The organism is Luteimonas sp. FCS-9 (assembly GCF_001014645.1).
GTDB lineage: Bacteria > Pseudomonadota > Gammaproteobacteria > Xanthomonadales > Xanthomonadaceae > Luteimonas.
On the sequence record NZ_LASZ01000012.1, the window covers coordinates 61,774 to 87,180 of the forward strand.

Consider the following 25,407-nt stretch of genomic DNA (forward strand, 5'->3'; position numbering starts at 1 on the left):
CGTTGATGCGAATGACACGGGTCACTGGGATGGCCGGGATCAATCGTAGGAGCGCGCTCGCGCGCGATGAGGCGTTACCGAAACCGTCCATCGCGCGCGAGCGCGCTCCTACACGGCCTCATGGTGCGGGCCCGCAGCCAGCCCGCCGTTGATGATCCGGTGGACCGAGTCGGCGTAGCGCTGCAGCTGGTCGAGGGTCACGAACTCGTCGGCGGTATGCGCCTGGGCGATGTCGCCCGGCCCATAGACCAGCGCGGTATAGCCGCCGGCCGAGAACAGCGAAGCCTCGGTCCAGAAGTCGACCGCGTTGCCGATCGGCAGCTCCAGCGCGTCGGCGACGTCGCGCGCGGCCAGGCGCCGCTCTTCCGCCCGCGCAGCACTTCCATCAAGAGCCGCGCCCGACGGCAGGCTCGGCCCGCGGAACGTCTCCTCGAAGTGCGCGGCCGCGGGCTCGGCGAAGCCTGCGAAGGTCGCCAGCAGGTCGTCGACGTCCATCGACGGCAGCGGCCGGAAGCCAAAGCGCAGTTCGGCCTCAGGCGCGATCATGTTGGCCTTGATGCCGCCGTCGATCCGGCCGATGTTGAAACGCAGCCCGGTCAGGCCGCCGAAGCGCGCCCTCTCCAGCGACGCGACGTGGTCGAGCGCGCGGTCGCCCCAGCGCACCGCCTGGTGCAGCGCGCTCGCGGCCGGGTCCTGCCGCCCGGAGGCATGCCCGGCCCGGCCGGCGAAGCGCATCAGCACCGAGCTGATGCCTCGATGCGCGAGCACCGCCTCGCACTGCGTCGGCTCGGCGACCAGCACCGCGTCGAACCGCAGGCCGCGTGCGAGAAACGCGGCGATGCAGCGCGGATCGTTGGCTTCCTCGTCGGACGAGAACAGGAACGCCGCGTCGCCGTCGCCGGCATTGGCCGCGGCGATCAGCGCCGCGGCCGCGCCCTTGATGTCGCACACGCCCAGCCCGACCACACGGTCGTCCAGGCGCCGCATCGCGTGCGGATCGGCCGTCCACGCCGGCGAATCGGGCACGGTGTCCAGGTGCACGTTGAACAGCACCTTCGGCGCGCCGCGCACCGCGTACAGGCTGACCGCGCCCGCACCGTGGTCGATGACCTCGATCGCGAAGCCCGGCAGCTGCGCGCGGATGTAGTCGAAGATCCCACCCTGCGCCGTGATCGCCCGCGGCGGATTGCGGGTGTCGAAGGCCACCAGGTGTTCGAGATGGTCGAGGGTCTGTTCAAGCATGGATCGGCAAGCCTTCAGAACTGCTTTCATCCGGCCGGAGGAGAGCCCCCTTCTTGTTGCAGGGGGCGCGCCAACGGCACGGGGTCAAGGTGAAATGCCTAGCCAAGTCAACCGCGGTCAGCTGCGGTTGACTTGCGCGTACAGCGTGGAGCTCATGCCGAACAGCTTGATGAATCCTTCCGCTTCCTCGACGCCCCAGTCGGCCGACTGCGCGTAGGTCGCGCCCTTGGCGTTGAGGATGTGCGGCGAGGCCACCGCCACCGCATCGACGCGCGCGCCACGGGTCTCGAGCACGACATCGCCGGTCACGTTGGCCTGCGAGGACGCCAGGAACGCCTCGAGGTCGGTCTTGAGCGGATCGTGGAAGAAGCCCTCGTAGACCAGTTCGGTCCACTTGCGCGCGACCTCGGGCTTGAACCGGTTCTGCTGCTTGGTCAGCACCGTGTCCTCGAGCGCGCGGTGCGCGGCCAGCAGCGCCACCAGGCCCGGCGCCTCGTACACGATGCGGCCCTTGAGCCCGATCACGGTGTCGCCGGTGTACACGCCGCGACCGACGCCGTAGGGCGCGAACAGCGCGTTGAGCTTCGCCAGGATCTGCGCGCCGGGCAGCGTCTGGCCGTCGAGCGCGACCGCCTCGCCGCGCTCGAAGCGCACGGTCACCTGCAGGGGCGCCTCCGGCCACTCGGCACGCGGCGCGCACCAGCCGCGCGCGCCCTCGCCAGGCGCCTCCCAGCGGTCGATCTCGCCGCCGGACATCGTCACGCCCAGCAGGTTCTCGTTGATCGTGTAGGCCTGCTGCTTGGCACGCACGCCGAAGCCGCGTTCTTCCAGATACGCCTGCTCGTAGGCGCGCGTCTGCGTGTGTTCCTTCTGGATCTCGCGGATCGGCGCCACGATGCGGAACTCGCCCTGCGCCTTGACCGCCAGGTCGAAGCGCACCTGGTCGTTGCCCATGCCGGTGCAGCCGTGCGCGATCGCGTTGGTGCCCAGTTCGGCCGCACGCGCGAGCGCCGCGTCGACGATCAGGTAGCGGTCCGACACCAGCAGCGGGTATTGGCCCTGGTAGGCCTCGCCGGCCCAGACGAACGGCTTGACGAAGCCGTCCCAGATCGCCGGCCCGCCGTCGACGGTGACGTGGCTGGCGACGCCCAGTTCGGCTGCGCGCTGCTCGATGAAGGCCCGCTCCTCGGCGTCCACGCCGCCGGTGTCGGCAAACACCGTGTGCACGGTCCAGCCCTGCTCCTTCAGGTAGGGCACGCAGAAGCTGGTGTCGAGACCACCGCTGAACGCAAGGACGATGTCCTTGCTTTCAGCGGCGGCGTGATTCGGGATTCGGGATTCGGGATTCGGGGAAGCGGGTTGCTGCGACATGGACGTAGTCTCTCGAAGGAAAGTTGAAGATGGCGGGACCGGAGCGCTCTTACGAATCCCCGATCCCGAATCCCGAATCCCGGCCGTCATGGCCACGCACCAGCGTGGCCATGACGGCCTTCTGCACGTGCAGCCGGTTCTCGGCCTCGTCGATCGCGATGCAGCGCGGGGAATCCATGACCGCGTCGGTGGCCTTGACGTTGCGGCGCAGCGGCAGGCAGTGCGAGAACACGCCGTTGTTGGTCAGCGCCATCTTGGCCTCGTCGACGATGAAGTGCTTGTACTGGTCGCGGATCGGTTTTTCCGGCGCCCAGTTGCCGAAGAACGGCAGCGCGCCCCAGCTCTTGGCGTAGACCACGTCGGCGCCGGCGTAGGCGCTGTCGATGTCGTGGCTGACCTGCAGCGAGCCGCCGCTCTCGGCGACGTTCTGCGCGGCCCAGTCCATGTAGCGTTCGTCGAGCACGTAGTCCGGGGTCGGGCACAGCAGGGTCACGTCCATGCCCATCCGCGTGGCGATGGTCAGCGCCGAGTTCGCGACCGCGGTATTGAGCGGCTTGGGATGGTAGGTCCAGGTCAGCACGTACTTCTTGCCGCGCAGGTCGGACGTGCCGAAGTGCTCCTGCAGCGCCAGCGCGTGCGCCAGTTCCTGGCAGGGATGGGTGATGGTCTCCATGTTGATGACCGGCACCGGCGAATACTTCGCGAAGGACCTGAGCACGCGGTCCTCGCGGTCGACGGACCAGTCGACGAACTTCGGGAACGCGCGCACGCCGATCAGGTCGACGTAGCGGCCGAGCACCCGCGCGACCTCGGCGATGTGCTCCTCGGTGTCGCCGTCCATCACCGTGCCCAGGTCGAACTCGATCGGCCAGGCGTCCTTGCCGGGCTGCAGCACCACGGCATGGCCGCCGAGCTGGAACGCGCCGAGCTCGAAGCTGGTGCGCGTGCGCATCGACGGGTTGAAGAACACCAGCGCGATCGACCGGCCCTTGAGCGCGTCGCCGAGCTTCTCGCGCTTGAAGCGCGCGGCGTCTGCCAGCACGGCGTCGAGGTCGGCGCGGCTCCAGTCCTGGGTGTTGAGGAAATGGCGGATGGCGGTCATCGGCAGGGCTCGTGGAAAGCGGGAAGAGGAATGGCCGGCGCGGAAACGAAAAAACCCGGCATGGGCCGGGTTCGGTCGGAGACTGCGCACGCGCGCAGGCAGGTTCCGTCTAGCCCGGGAGGATGTGGGCTTCCGGTCGACGCGCGCGCGAGGTCATGCCCGACGCCATGCGAGCGGAGGTCAGGATGTCGGCGTCGGCGCGGGCTGCGGTCATGGGCGCGCATCCTCGCACGCGCCGCGCTGCGCTGCAACAGCCGGACGACCGGTGGCTCACCGCGGCTCGACGACCGGCGTCACCGAGACCCGCACGCGCAGGCGGTTGCCGGGGTCGTAGGGCAGCCGCGAGCGGTACTTCACGCCCTTGTGCACGTAGTCGACGTCGTAGGCGATGGGCCGCCGGAACTCCCGCTCCACCGGCACCATCCGGCAGTCGCCGCCCGCCGAGCGGTCGACCTCCTGCACCTTCTCGTCCTCCGAGCGCAGCACGTCCTTGACCGCGCCCACCACCCGGGCGAAGCCCCGCCGCTGCTCCTCGGCGGTCACCGGCGTGGTCGCCTCGCAGCGCTCGACCATGCTGGTCGCGCGCAGCGTCTGGTACACCGGCTCGGCGCGCAGCACCTGGGCGTACTCCATGCGCGCGTTCTCGATCTGCTGCGGTGGCGGCGGGCCGCCCGGCCCGGCCTGGGCGAGCGCGACGATGGGCATGGCGACGGCCAGCAGCGCCAGCACCGGCATGGACGATCGGCGGGGTCGACGGGCGATCATGGACACCCGGGCAGTGTAGGCGCGGCCCCTCGACCGGGGCTGAATCGTCGCTGTCGTGGACCGACCGGCAGCAGCCCGGACCGGCGCGCACCGCCGCCCTGTCGCCGGCGCCGCCGCACCGCTAGAATCGGGCGGTTATCCGGCGAGCGCGCGATGTCCCTGCACCTGTACAACAGCCTGAGCCGTCAGGTGGAGCCCTTCGCCCCACTCGACCCTGCCTGCCCGACGATGTACGTCTGCGGCCCCACCGTCTACAACTACGTGCACATCGGCAACGCGCGCGGGCCGGTGGTGTTCGGCGTGCTGGCCGACCTGCTGCGTCGCCGGCACGGCGCGCTGCGCTACGCGCGCAACATCACCGACGTCGACGACAAGATCAACGCTGCCGCGGCCGCCCAGGGCGTGCCGATCTCGGCGATCACCGACCGCTTCGTCGCCGCCTACCGCGAGGACATGGCCGCGCTCGGCGTCGCCCCGCCGGACATCGAACCGGCCGCAACCGCGCACATCGACCGCATCGTCGCGATGATCGAGTCGCTGATCGCCGCCGGCCACGCCTACGCCGCCGAAGGCCACGTGCTGTTCGCGGTCGACACCTTCGACGGCTACGGCAAGCTCTCGCGCCGCGACCCCGACGACATGCTGGCCGGCGCCCGGATCGAGGTCGCACCGTACAAGCGCGGGCCCGGCGATTTCGTGCTGTGGAAGCCGTCGACCGACGCGCTGCCCGGCTGGGACTCGCCGTGGGGCCGCGGCCGCCCGGGCTGGCACATCGAGTGCTCGGCGATGGCGGCCGCGCACCTGGGCACGACGATCGACATCCACGCCGGCGGCGTCGACCTGCAGTTCCCGCACCACGAGAACGAGATCGCGCAGAGCGAATGCGCGCACGGCGGCGCGCCGTTCGCGCGGGTGTGGCTGCACAACGGCATGCTGACCTTCGCCGGCAGCAAGATGTCCAAGTCGCTGGGCAACATCGAGCGCGTGCACGACCTGGTCCGCGCGCACCCGCCCGAGGCGCTGCGCTACGCCCTGCTGTCGGCGCACTACCGCCAGCCGCTGGACTGGTCGGATGCGTTGATCGAGCAATCGGTGCGCACGCTCGACCGGCTCTACGGCACGCTGCGCGAGCTGCAGGGCATCGATGCCGACGCCGTCATCCCCGCCGAGATCGAGGCCGCGCTGGACGAGGACCTCAATACCCCCAAGGCCCTCGGCCTGCTGGCCGACATCGCGCGCGACGCCAGAAAGGCGCTGCTCGATGCGGCCCCCGCCGGCGGCGCCGCGCACGCAGGCGGCCATGCACGCGCGGCCGAGGCCAAGGGTCGCCTGCTCGGCGCCGGCCTGGCGCTGGGCCTGCTGCAGCAGGCGCCGGCCGACTGGTTCGGCCGCGGCGCCAGCGAAGACGACGACGCCCGCATCCAGGCGCTGATCGACGAACGCGTCGCCGCCAAGCGCGCCCGCGACTTCGCCCGCGCCGACGCGATCCGCGACCAGCTGGCCGCCGACGGCATCGTCCTCGAGGACACCCCCCAGGGCGTGCGCTGGAAGCGCGGCTGAGCGAGCGCGCCCGTAGGAGCGCGCTCGCGCGCGACGGGCATTCGCGGTAACGCCATTCGCGCGCCAGCGCGCTCCTGCACGGCAGCAAAGAAGAAGGCCCGCGCGAGCGGGCCTTCTCCGTACAGCCTGGCGCCGGCGTCAGACCTTGCGCAGTACCAGCGAGCCGTTGGTGCCACCGAAGCCGAACGAGTTCGACATCGCGTACTCGACCTGCACCTGCCGCGCGGTGTGCGGCACGTAGTCGAGGTCGCAGCCCTCGCCCGGATTGTCGAGGTTGATCGTCGGCGGAATCACCCCGGCGTGCAGCGCCATCGCCGAGAACACCGCCTCCACGCCGCCGGCCGCGCCGAGCAGGTGGCCGGTCATCGACTTCGTCGAGCTGACCATGACCTGGCCCGCATGGGCGCCGAGCACGCTCTTGATGCCCATCGTCTCGGCCACGTCGCCGGCCGGCGTCGAGGTGCCGTGCGCGTTGATGTAACCGATCTGCGAGGCGTCGATGCCGGCATCGGCGATCGCCGCGCGCATGCAGCGTGCACCGCCCTCGCCGTTCTCGCTCGGCGCGGTCATGTGGTAGGCGTCGCCGCTCATGCCGAAGCCCGCGACCTCCGCATAGATGCGTGCCCCGCGCGCCTTGGCGCGCTCGTACTCTTCGAGCACCAGGATGCCCGCGCCGTCACCCATGACGAAGCCGTCGCGGTCGCGGTCCCACGGCCGCGAGGCCGCGGTCGGGTCGTCGTTGCGCGTGGACAGCGCCTTCATCGAGCAGAAGCCGCCGACCGACGTCGGCGTGGTCGCGAACTCGGCGCCGCCGGCGATCATCACGTCGGCATCGCCGTACTGGATCATGCGCATCGCCAGGCCGATGTTGTGGGTGGCCGTCGTGCACGCGGTGACCGCGGCGATGTTCGGGCCCTTGGCGCCGGTCATGATCGAGACCTGGCCGGAGATCATGTTGATGATCGTGCTGGGCACGTAGAACGGCGAGATCTTGCGCGGGCCGCCCTCGTGGTACTTGATCGCGGTCTCCTCGATGCCCTTCAGGCCGCCGATGCCCGCGCCGATCGCCACGCCGATGCGCTCGGCGTCGTCCTCGCGGATCTCCAGCCCGGCATCGGCGATCGCCATCAGGCCGCCGGCCACGCCGTAGTGCACGAACGGGTCCATCTTCTTGATGTCCTTGGGGCCGATCCACTGCCCGGCATCGAAGCCCTTGACCTCGCCGGCGATGCGCGTGGCGAAGCCGGAGGCGTCGAAGTGCGTGATCGGGCCGATGCCCGAACGGCCGTTGACGATGCCGTCCCAGCTCGAGGCCAGGTCGTTGCCCAGCGGCGAGAGGATGCCGATGCCCGTGATGACGACGCGGCGCTTGGCCATGATGAACTCCTGACGTGACGGATGCGGCGCGGATCGCGGCCGCCGATACGCACGAGGCCGCAGTGCGGCCTCGTGACAGATTCGGACTGGGCTGCCGACCGCGACGCCGCGGTCGGCCCCTGCGCACGCCGGGGAGCCGGCGGTGCGCAGGACGCGGGCATCAGCCCTTCGCGTGCGCCTTGATGTAGTCGATCGCCTGCTGCACCGAGGTGATCTTCTCGGCTTCCTCGTCCGGGATCTCGCACTCGAACTCTTCTTCCAGCGCCATCACCAGCTCGACGGTGTCCAGCGAGTCGGCGCCCAGGTCGTCGACGAACGAGGCGTTGTTGCTGACCTCGTCTTCCTTGACGCCCAGCTGCTCGATCACGATTTTCTTGACGCGCTCTTCGATGTTGCTCATAGGTCTTCTGCTCCGGGGAGGCGATTTGCGGTGGATAGTGTAAGGGAAAGCCGGGCAGCGGGCGTACCACCATCGAAGCCCTTGCCATTCAACGACTTGCCCTCGAAATCGGGAGGACGGACGCGCCGTCTCAGGGCATGTACATGCCGCCGTTGACGTGCAGCGTCTCGCCGGTGATGTAGGCGGCCGCGGGGCCGGCCAGGAACGCCACCGCCTGCGCGATGTCGTCCGGCTCGCCGAGGCGGCCGAGCGCGATCTGCTCGGCCAGCGCGGCCTTCGAGGCCTCGGGCAGGTCGCGGGTCATGTCGGTGGCGATGAAGCCCGGCGCGACCACGTTCACCGTGACCCCGCGCGAGCCGATCTCCTTGGCCAGCGACTTGCTGAAGGCGATGATGCCGGCCTTGGCCGCGGCGTAGTTGGCCTGGCCCGCGTTGCCGGTCACGCCGATCACCGAGGCGATGTTGACGATGCGGCCACGGCGCGCCTTCATCATGCCGCGCATCACCGCCTTCGAGCTGCGGTAGACGCTGGTGAGGTTGGTGTCGAGGATGGCCTGCCAGTCCTCGTCCTTCATGCGCATCAGCAGGTTGTCGCGGGTGATCCCGGCGTTGTTGACGAGGATCGAAATCGCGCCGAACTCGGCGGCGATCGACTCGACCAGCGCCTCGATCGCGCCGGCCTGCGCCACGTCCAGCACGCGGCCGTGGCCGCCGTGCGCCGACAGGCGCTCGCCGATCTTCGAGGCGCCGGCCTCGCTGGTCGCGGTGCCGATCACGGTCGCGCCCTGCGCGGCCAGGGTGTCGGCGATCGCGGCGCCGATGCCGCGGCTGGCGCCGGTGACGAGGGCGATCTCGCCCGAAAGCGGTGTGCTCATGGAATGCTCCAGGTAAGCGTGGATGGCCACGGTTCCAGACGGATGAAGCGCGGGTCGGACGCAGCGGCCATTGATCCGGAACGCGTCCGACCTGCCGGTATCCGCCCGCGCGGAACCGGCGGCCGGGTCAGATGGCCCAGCCGGCCAGGGCGGCGTCGAAATCGGCCGGGGCGCCCAGCGCGCGGGCCTCGATGGACTTGTCGATGCGCTTGACCAGGCCCGCGAGCACCTTGCCCGGCCCGCACTCGGCGATGCGCGTGGCGCCGCGTGCGGCCAGCGCCTCGACACAACGCGTCCACTGCACCGGCAGGTAGAGCTGGCGCACCAGTGCGTCGCGGATCGCGGCGACGTCCTCGTGCACGGCCGCGTCGACGTTCTGCACCACCGGCAGCGCCGGCGCCTGCCACGCGACGGTGTCCATCGCCTCGGCCAGCCGGTCGGCGGCCTCGCGCATCAGCGGCGTGTGCGACGGCACGCTGACCGCCAGCTTCACCACCTTGCGCACGCCACGCTCGCCCAGCAGCGCGATCGCCCGGTCGACCGCCTCGGCATGGCCGCCGATCACGACCTGGCCGGGGGAATTGAAGTTGGCCGGCACGACCACGGCCGCATCGTTCGACGCGTCGCGGCACAGCGCCTCGACCAGCGCGTCCTCGGCGCCGATCACCGCCGCCATCGCGCCGGTCCCGGCCGGCGCGGCGTCCTGCATCAGTTGCCCGCGCAGGCGCACCAGGCGCGCGCCGTCGGCCAGCGACAGCGCACCGGCGGCGACCAGCGCGGTGTATTCGCCGAGGCTGTGGCCGGCGAGCACGCCCGGGCGCACGCCGCCGCGCTGCTGCCATGCGCGCCACACCGCGATGCCGGCGGCCAGCAGTGCCGGCTGGGTGAATTCGGTCCGGCCCAGCTCAGCCTCCGGCCCCTGCTGGGCCAACGCCCACAGGTCGACGCCGGCCCCGTCGGAGGCTTCCGCGAACGTCTCGCCCACGACCGCGTGCTGCGCGGCCAGTTCGCCGAGCATGCCCAGCGACTGCGAGCCCTGGCCGGGAAACACGAATGCGAGTTGCGATGCGGTCACGCGATCTTCCAGCGGAAAAAACCGGGGCGATGATAAGGGCCCGGGCGCGACATTGTCTGTACCGGGGCGTATGCAGGGCTGCGACACTTGCGCGCAGCCGCATGCCGCGCGCGCCGTCGCGGCCGTGCGTCGCGCCGCGTCAGAACAGCATCTGCAGCAGGTCGAGTTCGCCGTCGTCGAACCAGTCCCACAGCACGAACGCGAGCACCGCCAGCGGCAGCAGCGTCGCTGCGTGCACCACCAGGATCGAATGCGCGATGTGGCGCGCCGAGCGGCCAAGCCACTGCATGCGCCGCGCCAGCCCGCGCAGGCGGCCGACTTGACCGGCCTGGCGCGCGACCTCGTCGGGCTCGCCGCGCAACGCGGGCGCGAGCATGTCGGCCAGCGCGTCGGTGCGCCCGTCGTAGTACTTGGCGATGCCGAAGGCAAACAGCAGCCAGTCGCGCGCCTGCGCCTGCGGCAGCGACATGACCTCGAGCGGGTCTTCCTCGAAATCGATGAAGCCCACGCGGCCGTCGTCGTCGATCGTGATGTTGCGCGGGACCATCTGCCCGAAATACGCGCCGCGCGCATGGGCATCGGCGATCGCGTCGATCACCTGGCGCGTCAGCGCGTCGATCGCATCGGCGTCGCCGCCGGCTGCGCGCAGCCGCGCCGCCATCGTGGTGCCGATGTCGCTGAGCAGCAGCGTCGACGCGCCCTCGCCCAGCACGCGCGGCACATGCACGCCCAGCGCCTCGAGCTCGACCAGGCGGCGCGCTTCGATCTCCTTGGCCTGCCCGCCGCCGGGGTGCGGCGGCGGCCGCAACGCGTTGATCTCCAGCCCGCGGGCGATCGCGTCGAGCATCCCTAAGGTCAGTTTGCGGCTGTCGCCGGCCTCGTAGGCCTTCAGCCAGGCCTCGCGCCCGGCGACGACGATCGATTGCACGCCCATCGCGGCAGTCTCCTGCGATCGCGGCCGGTCCGCGCGGGGCCGGACCGGTCACGCGCGCGCCGCGATCGACACTCAGTAGCGCAGCAGCGCCGAACCCCATGTGAAGCCGCCGCCGAACGCCTCGAGCAGCAGCAACTGGCCGCGCTCGACGCGGCCCGAACGCACCGCCTCGTCCAGCGCCAGCGGCACCGAGCCCGACGACGTGTTGCCGTGCTTGTCGACGGTGACCACCACGCGTTCCATCGGCATGTCCAGCCGCTTGGCGGTGGCCTCGATGATGCGCAGGTTGGCCTGGTGCGGAATCAGCCAGTCGATGTCGTGGCGGTCCAGGCCGTTGGCCTGCAGCGCCTCCTCGACCACCGAATCCAGCGCCTTGACCGCGTACTTGAACACCTCGCTGCCGGCCATGCGGATACGCACGCCGGCATTGGGCTCTTCGGGGCGGAACCCGGCCGACACGCCGACCGGGTTCCACAGCAGTTCCTTCTTCGCGCCGTCGGCGTGCAGGTGGGTGCTGAGGATGCCCGTCTCGCGATCGGCCTTGAGCACGACCGCGCCGGCGCCGTCGCCGAACAGCACGCAGGTCGTGCGCTCGGTCCAGTCGACCATCCGGGTGAGCGTCTCGGCGCCGACGACGAGGACCGTCTTCGCGTCGCCGGACTTGATGAACTTGTCGGCCACCGACAGCGCGAACAGGAAGCCCGAGCACGCCGCATTGACGTCGAACGCGCCGCAGCCGCCCGCGCCCAGCCGTGCCTGCAGCAGGCAGGCCGTGGACGGGAAGATGATGTCGGGCGTGGTGGTGCCGACGATGATCAGGTCGAGCTCGCCGGCCTCGACGCCGGCCGCCTCCATCGCGCGCGTGGCGGCATGGAAGGCCAGGTCGCTGGTGGTCTCGCCCTCGGCGGCGACGTGCCGCTCGCGGATGCCGGTACGCGCGGCGATCCATTCGTCGCTGGTGTCGACGATCTTCGACAGGTCGTCGTTGGTCAGCACCTTCTCGGGCAGGTAGCTGCCGGTGCCTGCAATGCGGGAATAGATGCGTTCGCTGCTCATCGTGCGGACTGCCCTCGCCTCGTGAACGTCTTGGGAAGGAAGGCGGCGACCAGGCCGTTCGTCGAACGGCTGGCGGCTATGCCGCAACGCGGCGCGTCGCCTGGAAAGCGTGATGCACGCCAGGGGTCCGCCGCCGGGGGCGACGGACCCGCGGGAAGACTCAGTCTTCCTCGACGATCCGCGTCTTGGGCTGGATCACCTGCTTGCCGCGGTAGTAGCCGTCCGCGGTGACGTGGTGGCGGATATGGGTCTCGCCGGTCGTCGGGTCGGTCGACAGCAACTTGGCGCTCAGCTTGTCGTGCGCGCGGCGCTGGCCACGGCGGGACGGGGACACACGGGATTTCTGCACAGCCATGGGAATCGCTCCAGCAACAGGTTCAGTTGTTTCGGTCTTTCTTGAGATCCGCCAATGCCGCGAACGGATTGACGCGTGTTTCTTCTTCGGTCGACACCGGCCAGTCGCGCTCGACCGTGTCCGACCCGGGGGCCGCCGGAATCAGCGGCACCGCGAGAATCAGCTCGTCCTCGACCAGCGTGGCCGGCGACAACATGCCGTCCTCGGGCACCAGCAGCGCCTCGTAGTCGGGCAGCAGCCCGGCCTCGTCCGCCTCGTCGCGGATCAGGCCCAGCCGCTGCACCGTCTCGACCGGCAGCACGAACCGCTGCAGGCTGCGCTGGCACAGCAGCGGCAGCGCCGCGGCGATCCGCAGTTCCGCGTACGGGGACTGCAGCGCGTCGCGACCGAACTCGATCGAACAGACGACATCGTCGGCCTCGGCGTCGGCGAGGACATCGCGAAGACGCGACATCGACGACAGCGGCAACCGGGCTTCCAGACGGCTTCCGGCCGCGACCAGGCGCCAAGCATCGACCAACTCGGGCATTTGCGCGGACATAAGCCGCTGAATGTTAAAGACGTGCCGAGGCCCTGTCAAACCGGGCCATCGTTTCCGGATCGTCCGGGACGGCGCGGGTATGCTGCCCGCAACATCGAAGGCCCCCTCGCGCTACCGACGGACCGGCCGCGGGCCGCGCGTGGCGGCGCATTGTAGCCTGCCCGCGACCGCGCTGGCGGCGACGGACCGGCACCTGATCGCAACGGCCCTGCGCCAGACGATGACCGCGTCCGCGCGCGGCCCCGCCCCGATCCCGACGCCGCCGCCCCTCCCCCACCAGGACCCACCCGATGCCCGCCCCCCTGATCCTCGGCTCCACCTCGCCCTACCGCCGCGAACTGCTCGCCCGCCTGCGCCTGCCCTTCGACTGCAGGCGCCCGGAGGTCTCCGAGACGCCGACCCCGGGCGAGGACGCGCAGGCGCTGGCGGCGCGCCTGGCGCTGGCCAAGGCGGTCGACGTCGCCACCCACGCGCCGGACAGCTGGGTCATCGGTTCCGACCAGGTCGCCTCGCTCGACGGCGCGCCGCTCGGCAAGCCGGGCGACCGCAACGGCGCGATCGTGCAGCTGTCGGCGATGGCGGGCCGCACGGTGGTCTTCCACACCGCCGTCGCCCTGGTCCGCCACGGCGACCGCACGCTGCGGGCGGCCGACCGCACGGAGGTGCGGTTCCGCGCGCTCGACCGCGCGACGATCGAGCGCTACGTCGACGCCGAGCAGCCGTTCGACTGCGCCGGCAGCTTCAAGTGCGAAGGCCTGGGCATCGCGCTGTTCGAGGCGATCGCCAGCGACGACCCGACCGCGCTGGTCGGCCTGCCGCTGATCGAGACCGCCCGGTTGCTGCGCGAGGCGGGTTACGCGGTGCCTTGAGAGTCCTGCCCGAAGCCCGTACCCCCACCCGGCGCGCGATGCGCGCCGACCTCCACCCGTCAAGGGCGCAATGCCCCGCGCTGCGGGGGAGGTAACCTCGCCGCAAAGCGTCGCTCTCCCGCAAGGCAGCGCTGCCCTCGAGGAGCGCTTTCCTCGAGGGCAGCGCCATTTCCGCACGCTGGGCAGCGCCCCCTCCCGCGCGCGCGGGGGAGGGCTGGGGTGGGGGCAGACGCCTCGCGGATACCTCAACCCGCGCGCGACGCGCCTGCGTCATCGGCCGGCGGCTCCCAACCGAACACGCTGCGGCCGCCGTAGGCGTGCGAGGCGGCGCGCTCCTGCGCCAGGAACGCCGCGAGCGACGGGCCGCCGGCGGTGGCTTCCAACGCCCGCGACTGCGCATCGAGCCGGCGGATCGCGGCGAGCCGGTCGTCGTTGCCGAGCCTGGCGCGCGTCACCGCGGTGCGCATCACATCGATCGTGCGGTCGAGCACCTGCGTGGGCACCGGATAGGGGTGCCGGTCCTTGCCGCCGTGCGCAAGCGAGAATCGGGCCGGATCGCTGAAGCGGCACGGCGTGCCGTGCACGACCTCGGCGACCAGCGCCAGCGCGCGCACCGTCCGCGCGCCCACGCCCGGCACCTGCAGCAGTTCGGTGAAATCGCGCGGTCCGCGTTCGGCCGCCGCGGCCAGCGCGCCGTGCAGGCGCCGCAGCACGACGTCGCCGCTGCGCACGTCGTGGTGGTCGGGCAGGCTCAGGTGCGGCTGCAGCGGTGTTCCGGCATCGCCGGTGGGCGCGAACAGGTCGCCTGTCGTGCCGGGCGCCATCGACGGCGGTGCCGCGCACGCGGCACGCGCCGGCAACGTCCCGGCCGCCCGCTCCAGTTGCCCGAACTCCCGCACCAGCCGCGCGGGCGCCATCTCCTGCAGCAGCGCGACCTGCGATGCACGCGAGGCGGCCGCGCGCCGGTCGGCGAGATTGACGATCCGGCCCTGCGCCGGCCCGTCGATCGCCGCGTGCGGCGCATCGACGAAGCTCTCCAGGCCATCGGACAGCCAGTGGTAGCGGCGCGCCTGCCCGCGCCCGCCGTGCATGCCCTGCTGGATCACGACCCACTGGCCGTCGTCGGCGACGATGAAGCCGTGCAGGTAGAGATCGAAGCCGTCCTGCACCGCCGCGCTGTCGACCTTGGCGACCAGCCGGCTGGTCCGCGCGAGCGCCGCGCCGTCGAGCCCGGTGCGCGCGGCGACCGCCAGCAGCTCGTCGGGCGTCGCCCGCGAATGCCGCCCGCGCCCGCCGCAGACGTGAATGCCAAGCTCGCCCGACAGCGGCGCCAGCCCGCGCTTGAGCGCGCCGACCACGCTGGTGGTGATGCCCGACGAATGCCAGTCCATGCCCATCACCGCGCCGAAGGCCTGGAACCAAAACGGATGCGCCAGCCGACGCAGCAGCTCGGCGCGCCCGTACTCGAGCACGATCGCCTCGCACAGCACTGCGCCCAGCCGGGTCATGCGCCGACCCAGCCACGCGGGCACGCGCCCGCCATGCAGGGGAAGATCGGCGCTGCCGGTGCGTCGGGACATGCGCAAGACTGTGACAGACGCGCGTCTCGCATGATGAGACGCTGGCGCGGCAACGCCCGATGCGTCCGCTGCGTGCCGCCCGTGGACAGCCGCCCGTAGGAGCGCGCTGGCGCGCGAGGGGCTTTCATGGGAATGCCTTTCGCGCGCGAGCGCGCTCCTACGGAAGGCGCGTTCGCGCGACGCTTTCAGGCCGGCGCGGGATCAGCCGCCCGCGGCCTTGCGCTCGGCGATGAAGCGCCGCACCTCGGCCTCCAGCACCGGCAGCGGCACCGAGCCCAGGTTCAGGATCGTGTCGTGGAACGGACGCTGGTCGAACGCGGGCCCGAGCGCGCGCTCGGCCTCCGCGCGCAGGTCGAGGATGGTCCTGTAGCCGATGTAGTACGACAGCGCCTGGCCGGGCCAGGAGATGTAGCGGTCGACCTCGGTCACGACGTCGTGCCTGGCGAGCGCGGTGTGGCTGGCGAGGTAGTCGATCGCCTGCTCGCGCGTCCAGCCGTACTCGTGGAGGCCGGTGTCGATCACCAGCCGCGCGGCGCGCCACATCTCGAACGTCAGCCGGCCGAACTCCTCGTACGGCGTCTCGTACAGGCCCATGCGCGTGCCCAGCCACTCGGTGTACAGGCCCCAGCCCTCGCCGTAGCCGGAGAAGTAGGTCTGCTGGCGGAAGTCCGGGCGCGCCGGCGCCTCGAGCGCGAGCGCGGCCTGGAAGCTGTGGCCCGGCGCGCATTCGTGCAGCACCAGCGCCGGCAGGTTGTACAGCGGCCGCGACGGCAGGTCGTAGGTGTTGAAGAAGCACGCCTCCAGCCCGCCGCGGCCGGCGGTGTAGATCGGCGCGATGTCGTCGGCCACCGGCAGGATCGTGAAGCGGTAGCGCGGCAGCGTGCCGACGACGTACTGCAGCTGGCCGTCGATCTTCTTGGCGATCAGCGAGGCCTCGGCAAGCAGTCCGCGCGGCGTGGTCGCGTAGAACTGCGGGTCGGTGCGCAGGAACTCGATGAACTGCGCCAAGGTCCCGGTGAAGCCGGCGCGCTGCTTGACCTGTTCCATCTCGGCGGTGATGCGCGCGACCTCGGCCAAGCCCAGGTCGTGGATCTCGCGCGCCCCCATGTCGCGCGTCACGTACTCGCGGATCTGCGCGCGGTAGAACGCGCGGCCGTCGGGCAGGTCGCTGGCGGCGATCGTCGTGCGCGTGCGCGGCAGGTACTCGCTGCGAATGAAGGCCAGCAGTTTGGTGTACGCGGGAACCGCCTGTTCCAGCACCACGCGCCGGCCTTCCTCGCGCAGCTGGGCGCGCACCGGTTCGGGAATCGTCGCGGGAATGCGCTCGAAGATCGCCAGCAGCGGATTGGCCTCGCCCGCCTGCACGTAGGGATCGAGCGTGTTGTCGCGGCCCTCGAGCGTCGCGCGCGGCACGCTCCAGCCGCGTGCCAGCCCGCGCTCCATGTTCGCGATCTGCTCGTCGAAGTACCGCGGCACGTCCGACAGCCGGCCGATGAACCGGCGCCAGTCGGCCTCGGTCTGGAATGGCTGGCGCGGGGCGATGCCGCCCCAGAAGAAGCTGTCGCTGTTGAACGGCGCCTCGTACGTGCGCCATTGCGCGTTGGCGACGTTGGCTTCGAGCGTAGCGCGGAAGACCGCGGCGTTGATGCGCTCCTCGCCACCGAGCGCATCGGCGTCGATGGCATCGAGCGCGACCAGCGTCTGCGCCCAGTACTGCGCGCGGCGTGCCCAGGCCTCTGGCGTCACCGACGGCAGGCGGTCGCCGGACTGCCAGCGCCCGTCGACCTTCTCGCGCACGAACTCGTGCTGCCGCCAGGCCCACTCCTGGGTATAGAGCGCGCGCAACGCGTCCTCGGCGGCGTTCGCCGGCGAGGCCAGCGGCGCAGGCGGCGCGCCCTGGGCCAATGCGGGCACGGCGGCGCCGATCGCGAGCGAGACAGACAGGGCGAGGACGGACAGCGTCGTGTGGCGACGCGACAGCATGGACATCGGGCAACTCCTGGACAACGGATTCATGGGGCGGCGACCGCGGTGCGGTTCCAGCGCGGCGGCGCGGCGCCGATCAGGTGGCGGACGAAGAAATCGGCCTGGCGGCGGTGGGCGTAGTCGATCGGGCCGCTGGAGCGGCCGACGGCGTGCCCGCCACCGGGGATCGCGAGCAGCTCGAAATCCTTGCCGGCGCGGATCAGCGCATCGGCGACCTGCATCGTCGAGGCCGGATCGACGTTGTCGTCCTGCTCGCCGAGGATCAGCAGCAGCTCGCCCTGCAGGCGGTGCGCGTTGTCCACGCCTGAGGCGCGCGCGTAGTGGTCGCCCTCGCCTTCGGGCAGGCCCATCCACTGCTCGTTCCAGCTGATCTTGTCCATGCGGTTGTCGTAGCAGCCGTTCCACGCTACGCCGACCCTGTAGAAACCGGGATGGAACAGCAGCGCGCCGAGCGTGCTCTGGCCGCCGGCGGACGCGCCGTAGATGCCCACGCGCGAGATGTCGTAGGCCGGATCGGCCGCGGCCAGCGCGCGGTGCCAGGCGATGCGGTCGGGGAAGCCCGAGTCGCCCAGGTTCTTCCAGGCCACGTCGTGGAAGGCCTTGCCGCGGTGCGCGGTGCCCATGCCGTCGATCTGCACGACGATGAAGCCCAGGTCCGCCAGTGCCTGCATGCCGATCTGCTTGTCGCCACCCGAGTGATAGCCGAACGGCCAGAACGTCTTGGGCACGAACGCATCGTGCGGGCCGGCGTAGATGTTCTCGATCACCGGGTAGCGCCGCGCCGGATCGTAGTCGCGCGGGCGCACGACCAGCCCCCAGATGTCGGTGACGCCGTCGCGGCCCTTGGCGACGAACGGCTCGGGCGGGCGCCAGCCGGCGGCGCGCAGCGCCGAGATGTCGCCGCGCGCGATCTCCGCGACCAGGCTGCCGTCGGCGCGGCGCAGTTCCATGACCGGCGGCAGGTCGACGCGCGAGTACACGTCGACGTAGTACGCGCCGTCGGGCGAGAGCGCGATGTCGTGGTCGGCATCCGCGTCGGTCAGCCGGACCGGGTCGCCGCCGTCGAGGCTGGCGCGAAACAGCTGCCGGAAGTACGGATCGCGTCCCGCGTCCATGCCGCTGGCGGTGAACCAGACCTGGCGCGCGGCCTCGTCGACGCGCAGCACCTCGCGCACGACCCAGTCGCCGCGGGTGATCTGGCGCCGGACCGCGCCGCTGCGCCCGTCGAACAGGTACAGGTGGCGCCAGCCGTCGCGCTCCGACAGCCACACGATCTCCTCGCCCAACCCGTCGACCTCGTGCCGGAATCCGCGCCAGGTGTCGACGAACGTGGCACTGGGCTCGGCGATCGCGACCCGCGCCTTCGCCGCCCCGCCCTCGTCCGGCACGTCGACCGCGATCACGTCCACGCGCTGGTGGCCGCGGTGCACGACCTCGAACGCGAAGCTGCCGCTGTCGCGGCGCCAGCCGATCGGCGAGAGTCGGTAGGGGTTGGCGAACGCCGAGACGTCGATGTCCAGCTGCCGGCCCTGCGCGACGTCGAACAGCACCGGCCGCTCGATGTCGACCGCGTCGCCCGGCTTGGGATAGAGCTGGGTGTGCACGCGCGGCTGCTTGCGGTCGCGCGGCGCGGTCTCCACGCGCACGACCTCGCGGCGGTCGCCCGGCACGACCCGGTAGACCGCCAGCCAGCGCGAATCGGGCGACCAGGCCAGCGTCTGCGTGTCGTCGAACGCCATCGCATGGCCGCCGCTGCCGCGCAGCACCACCTGGCCGTCGGCGATCCGGCGCACGACGACGTTGTCGGCCTCGACCCGGGCCTCGTAGCGCCCGTCGGGCGACGGCCGCGGCGACGCGTCGGCGGGCACTGCCAGGTCGCGTACCACGCCGAACGCGCGTGGTCGGCCCGGTCGGGGCGCCTTCGGCGCGCAATGTGCGGGCTGCAACGTGCAGCTCCAGCGCACGTCGGCGACCTGGAACGCGATCGCGCCGCCACCGGCCTCGTCATCGAAGTCGTCGAACGGCAACCGCAGCGGATCGTGGTGCGTGCCGTCGGCGCGGCCCAGCGCGGCCGCGATCGCGCCATGGTCGAATGCCCGCCGCGCCCCGCCGCCGGCCAGGTCGTAGCGCAGGAACGCGAACCCGCCCTCGACCGTGGCGCGGTAATGGAAGCGCCCGTCGTCGGTCCAGCGCGCCGGCCAGGTCACGTCCCGCGTCAGCCCGCTCCACTGCGCGCGCAGCGCCAGCGAGCGCGCGTAGTCGTCCGCCGTCGGCGCGCCTGCGCCCGCCGATGCCGGGAGCACCAGCGACACCGCCATCGCCGCCACGGCACCCCACGCCACCCTGATCCCCCGCAGTCGTGCCATCGTCCCCATCGTTCGCAACGCCGGCCCGATCGGCCGGTCGATGCTTGTGCCACAGCCGGACAGGATCGGGCAACCACCAGGCTAGGGTACGCCCCACTGCCGCGGCCGGTCCGGGGCGCGCTAGCCTGCGACCAGCCGACGACCGCCGAGGTCCCACCATGCACATCGCCGCCCCCGACGCCCTCCGCGCCGCCTTCCTGCCGCCGCCGCACGATCCCCAGCCTGCGGCCAAGGCCGACACCCCCGAACAGACCCCGTTCGTCCGCGGCGAGGGCGACCGGCACACCGTCGATCCCAACGACATCCAGCAGGACGGCTACGGCAGCTGCGCGGTGCTGTCCACGTTGCACACCATTGCCCAGCACGACCCCTCGGTCATCCAGGACATGATCCAGGACAACGGCGACGGCACGTACACCGTGACGTTCCAGGAGAAGGTCGAGATCCTGGGTTTCACCTTCTTCAAGCCAGTCGAGGTGACCGTCAGCGGCCCGTTCACCGGCGGCGCGGCAAATCCGGCGGACGTGGGCGCCAACGGCGAGGAAGTCTGGCCGGCCATCATCGAGGCCGCCTACGCGCAGCAGTACAAGGGCGGCGACCTCACCTACGAGACCGGTGTCATGCCGGCCGACGTGATGGAGCGCATCCTCGGCGCGGACGCGCAGACCGCCGGTACGGGCGAGGTCTCGGCCGAGCAGATGAGCCAACGGCTCGCCGACGGCGAGGCCACGGTCGCCTGGACCCCGGGCTTCAAGGACGACGACGGCAACTGGCTGCCCGAGATCACCGAAGAACAACAGGCGCTGATCGAGCACTACGGCATCGCCGGCGGGCACGCCTACGCGGTCAGCGAGGTCATTCCCGCCGGCACGTCCTACGTCGATCCCACGACCGGCGAGTCGGTCGTCGCCAGCGAGGACGTGATCGTGCTCGACAATCCCTGGGGCAGCTCCGACGTGGTCATGCCGTACTCGGACTACCAGGAGGTCTACGGCTGGGTCAGCAGCGCGGCGACCGAGTAACGCCGACGTCCGTCTCGACGGCCTTTCCATCGTGATGCGCGCGCCCGCGACGGTGTCCGGCCGCGATTGCCCGCATCGGGCCCGCGGTCGCGGGCCCGTGCGGTAGCATCGGCCCATGCGATCGTTTCCGCACCGCCGCCTGCAGTTCCGGCCTGCCCGCACGGGGACGCTGCTCGCCGGCGTGCTGTCGCTCGGCATCGCGGCCGGGTGCGCGGCGCCCACGCCGTCGTCGGCGTCCACTTCCGTTTCCTCCGGGGCTCCCATGCAAGACGATGTCCTCCAGATCCGCCAGGGTGCCGCCGCGACGTGGCAGGGCCACCGGTTCGGCTACGTCGGCGCCGACGGGCGCGGTGGCGCCCTGCTCGACGTCTGGAGCGAGGCCGAGCCGGCCTGGTCGGTGCACCATCGCCTGCAGCCGGGCGCGATCCTGCCGGCCGGCGGCCGGTTCCTGCGGGTTTCCGAGCTCCGTCACGGCGAACCCGGCGGCTGGATCGCCCTGTCGCCGGCCGGCGACACCGGCGCGATCGCGCCCGTGCCGCCCGACCATGCGGTTCTTCCGCTGCAGGGCAGCCTGGACATCGGCTCCACCCGCCTGGAACTGACCGGCGCCCCGGAGGCGGAGGTCGCCCATGCACGGCGCTGGCCCAAGCTCCAGCCGCTGGCGCGGACGCCGGAAGACCAGATCGAGGCACTCGAACTGCGCGTCGGCGACACGCTGACCGTCGGCAACCGCACGCTGCGCGTGGAACGCATCCAGTCCGACGCCGGCGAGATCGGCGCGTTCGTGGCGTTCTCGATCTCGCCCTAGCGCCCCCGCGCCGCACCGTCGGGACGCCGCCACGCGGCCTTGCCTGCGCGATCTACGCCATCGCCTCGCGCAGGAACGGCGCCGTCCGGCTGGCGCGGTGCGTCGCGACGGCCTGCGGCGGGCCGGCGACGACCACGGTGCCGCCGGCGTCGCCCGCGCCCGGGCCCATGTCGACGACCCAGTCGCTGGCCGCGGCCACGCGCATGTCGTGCTCGACGACGATCACGGTATTGCCGGCATCGACCAGCCCGTGCAGCTGCGTCATCAGCGTGTCGACGTCGCTCGGGTGCAGGCCGGTCGTCGGCTCGTCGAGCACGTAGACCGTGCCGCGCCGCTGCGCACGCTGCAGCTCGCTGGCCAGCTTGATGCGCTGCGCCTCGCCGCCCGATAGCTCGGTCGCCGGCTGGCCCAGCCGCAGGTAGCCCAGGCCGACCTCGAGCAGCACCTGCAGCGGGCGCGCGATCGCGGCATCGTCCTCGAAGAACGCCGCCGCCTCGGCGACGGTCATGCCGAGTACGTCGGCGATGGTCTTCCCACGCAGCACGATCTCCAGCGTCTTCGCGTCGAACCGGCTGCCGTGGCAGGTCGGGCACGGGGCGTAGACGCTGGGCATGAACAGCAGCTCCACGCTGACGAAGCCCTCGCCTTCGCAGGTCGCGCAGCGCCCCTTGGCGACGTTGAACGAGAAGTGCCCCGCGTCATAGCGGCGGCGTCGCGCGGCCGGGGTGTCGGCGAAGCGCTTGCGCACGTGGTCGAACAGGCCGGTGTAGGTCGCCAGGTTCGAACGCGGCGTGCGTCCGATCGGCTTCTGGTCCACCCGCACCAGGCGGCGCACCGCGTCGAGACCGCCTTCGATCCGGCCCTCGACCGGCGCCTCGACCCCGCGCTCGAGCGGGTCGAGCGGCGCCTCGTCGGCGTCGCCGGCCTGGCCCAGATGCGTGCCCAGCAACTCGACCAGCGCCTGGCTCACCAGCGACGACTTGCCCGAGCCGCTGACGCCGGTGACCGTCGCGAACACCCCCAGCGGCAGGTCCACGTCGAGCCCGCGCACGTTGTTGCGCACGATGCCGCGCAGCTGCAGCCAGCCGGTCGGCGCGCGCAGGCGGCTGGCCGCGGGCGCGTGCCCGGCGAACAGGTAGCGCCGCGTCGCCGAAGCCTCGATGCCCGCCAATCCCTCGGGCGGCCCGCTGTAGAGCACTCGGCCGCCCTGCTCGCCCGCGGCCGGCCCGACGTCGACGATCCAGTCGGCGTGCCGGATCACGTCGATCTCGTGCTCGACCACGAACAGCGAATTGCCCGCGTCCTTGAGCTGGTCGAGCGCGCGCAGCAGCGCCTGCGCATCGGCCGGGTGCAGGCCGGCCGACGGCTCGTCCATCACGTAGACCACGCCGAACAGCTGCGAGCGGATCTGCGTGCCCAGGCGCAGGCGCTGCAGTTCGCCCGGCGACAGCGTCGGCGTGCTGCGCGCGAGCGTGAGATAACCCAGCCCCAGGTCCTGCAGCACGGCGATGCGCGCCAGCAGATCCTGCGCGATGCGCTGCGCGGCCAGCGCCTGCTCCGGATGCGCGCGGGCGTGCGTCTTGCCGGCCGCGGCCGGCGCCAGCAGCGTGGCGAGCTCGTCGAGCGGGCGCTGCGAGAACTCTGCGATGTCGAGCCCGGCGAACGTCACCGACAGCGCCTCGCGCCGCAGCCGCTTGCCGTGGCATTCGGGGCAGTCGGCGCCGATCAGGTACTGCGCCGCACGCTTCTTCTGCTGCGGGCTCTGGGTGTTGGCGAAGGTGTGCAGCACGTGTCGCCGCGCGCTGGTGAAGGTGCCCATGTAGCTGGGCTCCATCTTCTTCTTCAGCGCGCGCCGCGCCTCGTCCAGGTCGAAGCCCGCGTACACCGGCACCACCGGCTGCTCGTCGGTGAACAGGATCCAGTCTCGGGTCTTCTTCGGCAGCTTCGACCACGGCACGTCGACGTCGATGCCCAGCGTGGTCAGGATGTCGCGCTGGTTCTGGCCGTGCCAGGCGCCCGGCCACGCTGCGACCGCGCGCTCGCGGATCGTCAGGCTGCGGTCGGGCACCATCGAGGCCTCGGTCGCATCGTAGATGCGGCCCAGGCCGTGGCAGGTCGGGCAGGCGCCGGCCGGCGTGTTCGGCGAGAACCCGTCGGCGTACACGATGGCCTGGCCCGGCGGGTAGTCGCCGGCGCGCGAGTACAGCATGCGCAGCGAGTTGGAGATCGTCGTCAGGCTGCCGACCGACGAGCGCGCCGTCGGCGTGCCGCGCGCCTGCTGCAGCGCCACCGCCGGCGGCAAGCCTTCGATCGCGTCGACCTGCGGCACGCCGGCCTGGTCGATCAGCCGGCGCGCATAGGGCGAGATCGAATCGAGGTACCGGCGCTGCGCCTCGGCGAACAGCGTGCCAAAGGCCAGCGACGACTTGCCCGAGCCCGACACACCGGTGAACACCACCAGCGCATCGCGCGGGATGTCGACGTCGACGTCCTTGAGGTTGTGCTCGCGCGCGCCACGCACGCGCACGCGGTCGGCGGGGCCGGAGGGCGTCGACGGGGACTGCGGCTTGGGCATGGGACGGCCTGGAGAGCGGAAACGGCCGGCATTATCGGTGCGCCGCCGTGTCGGCCGCGTGGGTCCGCTGGTCGGCCGCGCGGCTGCTCGCGTGACGATCCCGCTCCGGCGCACGATCTCCGGCATGTCACCGCCGCGTCATGCGGCCCGTCCAGATTGGCCGTCTTCGGATTCCGGCAAGGCGAGACAGATGGCGGCGATCGCGTCGGCGTTGCGCGCACGCGCGCATCCGCAGGACGGTCTGCTGTGCGCGGGCCGATGGCGGTTCACGGCCAGCTACGCGGCCGCGCACTATGGCAAGAGCCTGTTCTGGCTCTCGGGCGAAGGACTGCTGGCCTACTTCCTGACCGAGGCCGCGGGCCTGGCGCCCGCGGCGATGGGGCTGGTGCTGGCGCTGAGCCTGCTGGCCAGTGCGGCCAGCGACCTGGCGGTCGGCCACGGCCTGCGAGGCCGACTGTCCAGGGTCCGCGGCGCAGTGAACCTGCAGCTCGGGGGCGCGTTGCTGTCCGCGCTCGCGCTGGTGGGTCTGTTCGCGACCGCGCACCTGCCGCCGGCGCTGCGCATGCCCTGCGCGCTGAGCGCGGCGGTCGCGTTCCGGGTCTGCTACAGCGTCTACGATACGCCGCAGAACGTGCTGCTGAGCCTGGCCACCCGCGATCTGCAAGGACGGGCACGCGCGGCGGCGATCCGCATCGCGATCAGCGGGATCGCCGGCCTGACCCTGGCGCTGGCCATCGCGCCGCTGTTGCGGCGGATGGGCGCGCCCAGTCAGGCCGACGGCTTCCTGCTGCTCGCCATCGCGATCGCCGGCGTGGCGGTCGGCAGTGCCGCCGGGCTGTGGATCGTCTGGCGCGGCGCGACCTCGACCGGACCTGCCGCGGCGCCGTTCTCCGGAGGTGGCGTTCCCTGCCCACAAGCCGACTCCGTGCCCATGGCACTGTGCCTGTTGCTCGCCATGGTGTTCGCACTGCTGCTGACCGCGCCGCTGTTCGGCAAGCTCGAACCGTACTTCGCGATGCACGTGTTGGCCTCGCCGGGCTGGGGCGGCGCGATCGCCGTCGCCGGGGCCTGTGGCTCGATCCTGTCGCAGCCGCTGTGGTGCGGTTTCAGCGCCAGGCGCGCGCCGGCCGAGGCGATCGCGCGCCTGGGCTGCATGCTGCTGGCCTGCGCGGGTGGCTGGGCCCTGCTCGGTCGCGTCCCGGAAGCGGCGCTGGTCTGCGCGCTGCTGCTGGGCGTGGTTGGCGGCGGGCTGCGGATGACACTATGGGCAAGCTTCGCCGATGTGGCCGCACGACTGCATCCACCCCGCGTCGGCCTGGCCTACGGCCTGATGACCGCCGCCTCCAAGACCGCACTGGCGCTGGGTGCGCTGGCGCTCGGCGCAGCCTTGGGCGGCTTCGATTATCGTGGCGCCGACAGTGGCCGCCTGGTCTGGCTGATGGCGCTCGGCCCGGCCGTGGGTGCGGTCGCGTGCATCGGCCTGGCGCTCGCCTGGCGCGGCCTGCCGCGACCCCGGGCGGACGCCCGGCGCACCGGCATCCGCTGATCG

21 protein-coding genes are annotated in these 25,407 nt (G+C 71.7%); 5 read left to right on the top strand and 16 right to left on the bottom strand.

Annotated features, from left to right (window positions below; translation table 11 throughout):
• Positions 1 to 108: 108 nt before the first annotated feature.
• The 4 genes from WQ56_RS11605 to WQ56_RS11620 all read right to left on the bottom strand — a co-directional run bounded on the left by WQ56_RS11605 (position 109) and on the right by WQ56_RS11620 (position 4,450).
• The gene (locus tag WQ56_RS11605; protein ID WP_047137278.1) at positions 109 to 1,242 is read right to left on the bottom strand and encodes an acetylornithine deacetylase; all 1,134 of its coding nucleotides are present in this window, start codon (positions 1,240 to 1,242) and stop codon (positions 109 to 111) included.
• A gap of 117 nt (positions 1,243 to 1,359) precedes the next feature.
• Positions 1,360 to 2,613, bottom strand: coding sequence for an argininosuccinate synthase (locus WQ56_RS11610; protein WP_082132371.1), 1,254 nt, complete (start codon positions 2,611 to 2,613; stop codon positions 1,360 to 1,362).
• A gap of 49 nt (positions 2,614 to 2,662) precedes the next feature.
• Positions 2,663 to 3,715, bottom strand: a complete 1,053-nt coding sequence (locus tag WQ56_RS11615) for an N-acetylornithine carbamoyltransferase (RefSeq protein ID WP_047137279.1) — start codon at positions 3,713 to 3,715, stop codon at positions 2,663 to 2,665.
• Between the two features lie 270 nt (positions 3,716 to 3,985).
• The gene (locus WQ56_RS11620) at positions 3,986 to 4,450 is read right to left on the bottom strand and encodes a hypothetical protein (protein ID WP_052772985.1); all 465 of its coding nucleotides are present in this window, start codon (positions 4,448 to 4,450) and stop codon (positions 3,986 to 3,988) included.
• Positions 4,451 to 4,633: 183 nt separating this feature from the next.
• Here WQ56_RS11620 and cysS point away from each other — a divergent pair, with 183 nt between their 5' ends.
• A complete protein-coding gene (gene cysS, locus WQ56_RS11625) occupies positions 4,634 to 6,040 on the top strand; it encodes a cysteine--tRNA ligase (protein ID WP_047137280.1) in 1,407 nt (468 codons plus the stop codon).
• A gap of 138 nt (positions 6,041 to 6,178) precedes the next feature.
• On the opposite strand, the gene fabF is transcribed toward cysS, so the two are convergent.
• The 8 genes from fabF to WQ56_RS11665 all read right to left on the bottom strand — a co-directional run bounded on the left by fabF (position 6,179) and on the right by WQ56_RS11665 (position 12,652).
• Complete coding sequence (fabF, locus tag WQ56_RS11630) at positions 6,179 to 7,417, bottom strand: beta-ketoacyl-ACP synthase II (protein ID WP_047137281.1); 1,239 nt, start codon at positions 7,415 to 7,417, stop codon at positions 6,179 to 6,181.
• A gap of 160 nt (positions 7,418 to 7,577) precedes the next feature.
• Positions 7,578 to 7,817: an acyl carrier protein gene (gene acpP / locus WQ56_RS11635; protein ID WP_047137282.1), complete on the bottom strand. Its 240-nt coding sequence runs from the start codon at positions 7,815 to 7,817 to the stop codon at positions 7,578 to 7,580.
• Positions 7,818 to 7,947: 130 nt separating this feature from the next.
• Positions 7,948 to 8,691: a 3-oxoacyl-ACP reductase FabG gene (gene fabG, locus WQ56_RS11640; RefSeq protein WP_047137283.1), complete on the bottom strand. Its 744-nt coding sequence runs from the start codon at positions 8,689 to 8,691 to the stop codon at positions 7,948 to 7,950.
• A gap of 127 nt (positions 8,692 to 8,818) precedes the next feature.
• Positions 8,819 to 9,766 carry an ACP S-malonyltransferase gene (gene fabD, locus WQ56_RS11645; RefSeq protein ID WP_047137284.1) on the bottom strand — a complete coding sequence of 316 codons (948 nt, stop codon included), beginning with the start codon at positions 9,764 to 9,766 and terminating at the stop codon, positions 8,819 to 8,821.
• A 139-nt stretch (positions 9,767 to 9,905) separates the two neighbouring features.
• Complete coding sequence (locus WQ56_RS11650; RefSeq protein ID WP_047137285.1) at positions 9,906 to 10,700, bottom strand: hypothetical protein; 795 nt, start codon at positions 10,698 to 10,700, stop codon at positions 9,906 to 9,908.
• Between the two features lie 72 nt (positions 10,701 to 10,772).
• Positions 10,773 to 11,756: a beta-ketoacyl-ACP synthase III gene (locus WQ56_RS11655; RefSeq protein ID WP_047137286.1), complete on the bottom strand. Its 984-nt coding sequence runs from the start codon at positions 11,754 to 11,756 to the stop codon at positions 10,773 to 10,775.
• A 160-nt stretch (positions 11,757 to 11,916) separates the two neighbouring features.
• Positions 11,917 to 12,111, bottom strand: coding sequence for a 50S ribosomal protein L32 (gene rpmF, locus WQ56_RS11660; protein WP_047137287.1), 195 nt, complete (start codon positions 12,109 to 12,111; stop codon positions 11,917 to 11,919).
• 22 nt (positions 12,112 to 12,133) lie between these two features.
• Positions 12,134 to 12,652 (bottom strand): YceD family protein, encoded by a 519-nt coding sequence (locus WQ56_RS11665; protein ID WP_047137288.1) that lies wholly within the window; start codon positions 12,650 to 12,652, stop codon positions 12,134 to 12,136.
• Positions 12,653 to 12,942: 290 nt separating this feature from the next.
• Here WQ56_RS11665 and WQ56_RS11670 point away from each other — a divergent pair, with 290 nt between their 5' ends.
• Entirely contained in the window at positions 12,943 to 13,521 is a 579-nt protein-coding gene (locus tag WQ56_RS11670) for a Maf family nucleotide pyrophosphatase (protein ID WP_047137289.1), read from the top strand.
• A 245-nt stretch (positions 13,522 to 13,766) separates the two neighbouring features.
• Here the strand turns inward: WQ56_RS11670 and WQ56_RS11675 are convergent, their stop codons facing one another.
• The 3 genes from WQ56_RS11675 to WQ56_RS11685 all read right to left on the bottom strand — a co-directional run bounded on the left by WQ56_RS11675 (position 13,767) and on the right by WQ56_RS11685 (position 19,405).
• A complete protein-coding gene (locus tag WQ56_RS11675) occupies positions 13,767 to 15,101 on the bottom strand; it encodes a DUF763 domain-containing protein (protein WP_047137290.1) in 1,335 nt (444 codons plus the stop codon).
• A 201-nt stretch (positions 15,102 to 15,302) separates the two neighbouring features.
• A complete protein-coding gene (locus WQ56_RS11680; RefSeq protein WP_082132372.1) occupies positions 15,303 to 17,090 on the bottom strand; it encodes a DUF885 family protein in 1,788 nt (595 codons plus the stop codon).
• A gap of 23 nt (positions 17,091 to 17,113) precedes the next feature.
• Entirely contained in the window at positions 17,114 to 19,405 is a 2,292-nt protein-coding gene (locus WQ56_RS11685) for a S9 family peptidase (protein WP_231583407.1), read from the bottom strand.
• A 206-nt stretch (positions 19,406 to 19,611) separates the two neighbouring features.
• Between WQ56_RS11685 and WQ56_RS11690 the strand changes: the two genes are divergently transcribed.
• Positions 19,612 to 20,475, top strand: a complete 864-nt coding sequence (locus tag WQ56_RS11690; RefSeq protein ID WP_047137293.1) for a C2 family cysteine protease — start codon at positions 19,612 to 19,614, stop codon at positions 20,473 to 20,475.
• A gap of 262 nt (positions 20,476 to 20,737) precedes the next feature.
• Positions 20,738 to 21,283 carry a hypothetical protein gene (locus WQ56_RS11695; RefSeq protein ID WP_047137294.1) on the top strand — a complete coding sequence of 182 codons (546 nt, stop codon included), beginning with the start codon at positions 20,738 to 20,740 and terminating at the stop codon, positions 21,281 to 21,283.
• A gap of 52 nt (positions 21,284 to 21,335) precedes the next feature.
• Here the strand turns inward: WQ56_RS11695 and WQ56_RS11700 are convergent, their stop codons facing one another.
• On the bottom strand, positions 21,336 to 23,858 hold the full coding sequence (locus tag WQ56_RS11700; protein ID WP_047137295.1) for an excinuclease ABC subunit UvrA: 2,523 nt from the start codon (positions 23,856 to 23,858) through the stop codon (positions 21,336 to 21,338).
• A gap of 190 nt (positions 23,859 to 24,048) precedes the next feature.
• On the opposite strand from WQ56_RS11700, the gene WQ56_RS11705 reads away from it, so the two are divergent.
• Positions 24,049 to 25,404 (top strand): MFS transporter, encoded by a 1,356-nt coding sequence (locus tag WQ56_RS11705; protein ID WP_052772986.1) that lies wholly within the window; start codon positions 24,049 to 24,051, stop codon positions 25,402 to 25,404.
• Positions 25,405 to 25,407: the final 3 nt, after the last annotated feature.

What these genes read in the sequence shown, in the direction of transcription:
- fabG (WP_047137283.1), bottom strand. Translation starts at nt 8,691, where the DNA reads ATGAGCACACCGCTTTCGGGCGAGATCGCCCTCGTCACCGGCGCCAGC.
- fabF (WP_047137281.1), bottom strand. Translation starts at nt 7,417, where the DNA reads ATGGCCAAGCGCCGCGTCGTCATCACGGGCATCGGCATCCTCTCGCCG.
- WQ56_RS11605 (WP_047137278.1), bottom strand. Translation starts at nt 1,242, where the DNA reads ATGCTTGAACAGACCCTCGACCATCTCGAACACCTGGTGGCCTTCGAC.
- WQ56_RS11665 (WP_047137288.1), bottom strand. Translation starts at nt 12,652, where the DNA reads ATGTCCGCGCAAATGCCCGAGTTGGTCGATGCTTGGCGCCTGGTCGCG.
- WQ56_RS11695 (WP_047137294.1), top strand. Translation starts at nt 20,738, where the DNA reads ATGCAAGACGATGTCCTCCAGATCCGCCAGGGTGCCGCCGCGACGTGG.
- WQ56_RS11650 (WP_047137285.1), bottom strand. Translation starts at nt 10,700, where the DNA reads ATGGGCGTGCAATCGATCGTCGTCGCCGGGCGCGAGGCCTGGCTGAAG.
- WQ56_RS11700 (WP_047137295.1), bottom strand. Translation starts at nt 23,858, where the DNA reads ATGCCCAAGCCGCAGTCCCCGTCGACGCCCTCCGGCCCCGCCGACCGC.
- acpP (WP_047137282.1), bottom strand. Translation starts at nt 7,817, where the DNA reads ATGAGCAACATCGAAGAGCGCGTCAAGAAAATCGTGATCGAGCAGCTG.
- WQ56_RS11670 (WP_047137289.1), top strand. Translation starts at nt 12,943, where the DNA reads ATGCCCGCCCCCCTGATCCTCGGCTCCACCTCGCCCTACCGCCGCGAA.
- cysS (WP_047137280.1), top strand. Translation starts at nt 4,634, where the DNA reads ATGTCCCTGCACCTGTACAACAGCCTGAGCCGTCAGGTGGAGCCCTTC.
- WQ56_RS11705 (WP_052772986.1), top strand. Translation starts at nt 24,049, where the DNA reads ATGGCGGCGATCGCGTCGGCGTTGCGCGCACGCGCGCATCCGCAGGAC.
- WQ56_RS11675 (WP_047137290.1), bottom strand. Translation starts at nt 15,101, where the DNA reads ATGTCCCGACGCACCGGCAGCGCCGATCTTCCCCTGCATGGCGGGCGC.
- rpmF (WP_047137287.1), bottom strand. Translation starts at nt 12,111, where the DNA reads ATGGCTGTGCAGAAATCCCGTGTGTCCCCGTCCCGCCGTGGCCAGCGC.
- WQ56_RS11620 (WP_052772985.1), bottom strand. Translation starts at nt 4,450, where the DNA reads ATGCCGGTGCTGGCGCTGCTGGCCGTCGCCATGCCCATCGTCGCGCTC.
- WQ56_RS11610 (WP_082132371.1), bottom strand. Translation starts at nt 2,613, where the DNA reads ATGTCGCAGCAACCCGCTTCCCCGAATCCCGAATCCCGAATCCCGAAT.
- WQ56_RS11680 (WP_082132372.1), bottom strand. Translation starts at nt 17,090, where the DNA reads ATGTCCATGCTGTCGCGTCGCCACACGACGCTGTCCGTCCTCGCCCTG.
- WQ56_RS11690 (WP_047137293.1), top strand. Translation starts at nt 19,612, where the DNA reads ATGCACATCGCCGCCCCCGACGCCCTCCGCGCCGCCTTCCTGCCGCCG.
- WQ56_RS11615 (WP_047137279.1), bottom strand. Translation starts at nt 3,715, where the DNA reads ATGACCGCCATCCGCCATTTCCTCAACACCCAGGACTGGAGCCGCGCC.
- WQ56_RS11655 (WP_047137286.1), bottom strand. Translation starts at nt 11,756, where the DNA reads ATGAGCAGCGAACGCATCTATTCCCGCATTGCAGGCACCGGCAGCTAC.
- WQ56_RS11685 (WP_231583407.1), bottom strand. Translation starts at nt 19,405, where the DNA reads ATGGCGGTGTCGCTGGTGCTCCCGGCATCGGCGGGCGCAGGCGCGCCG.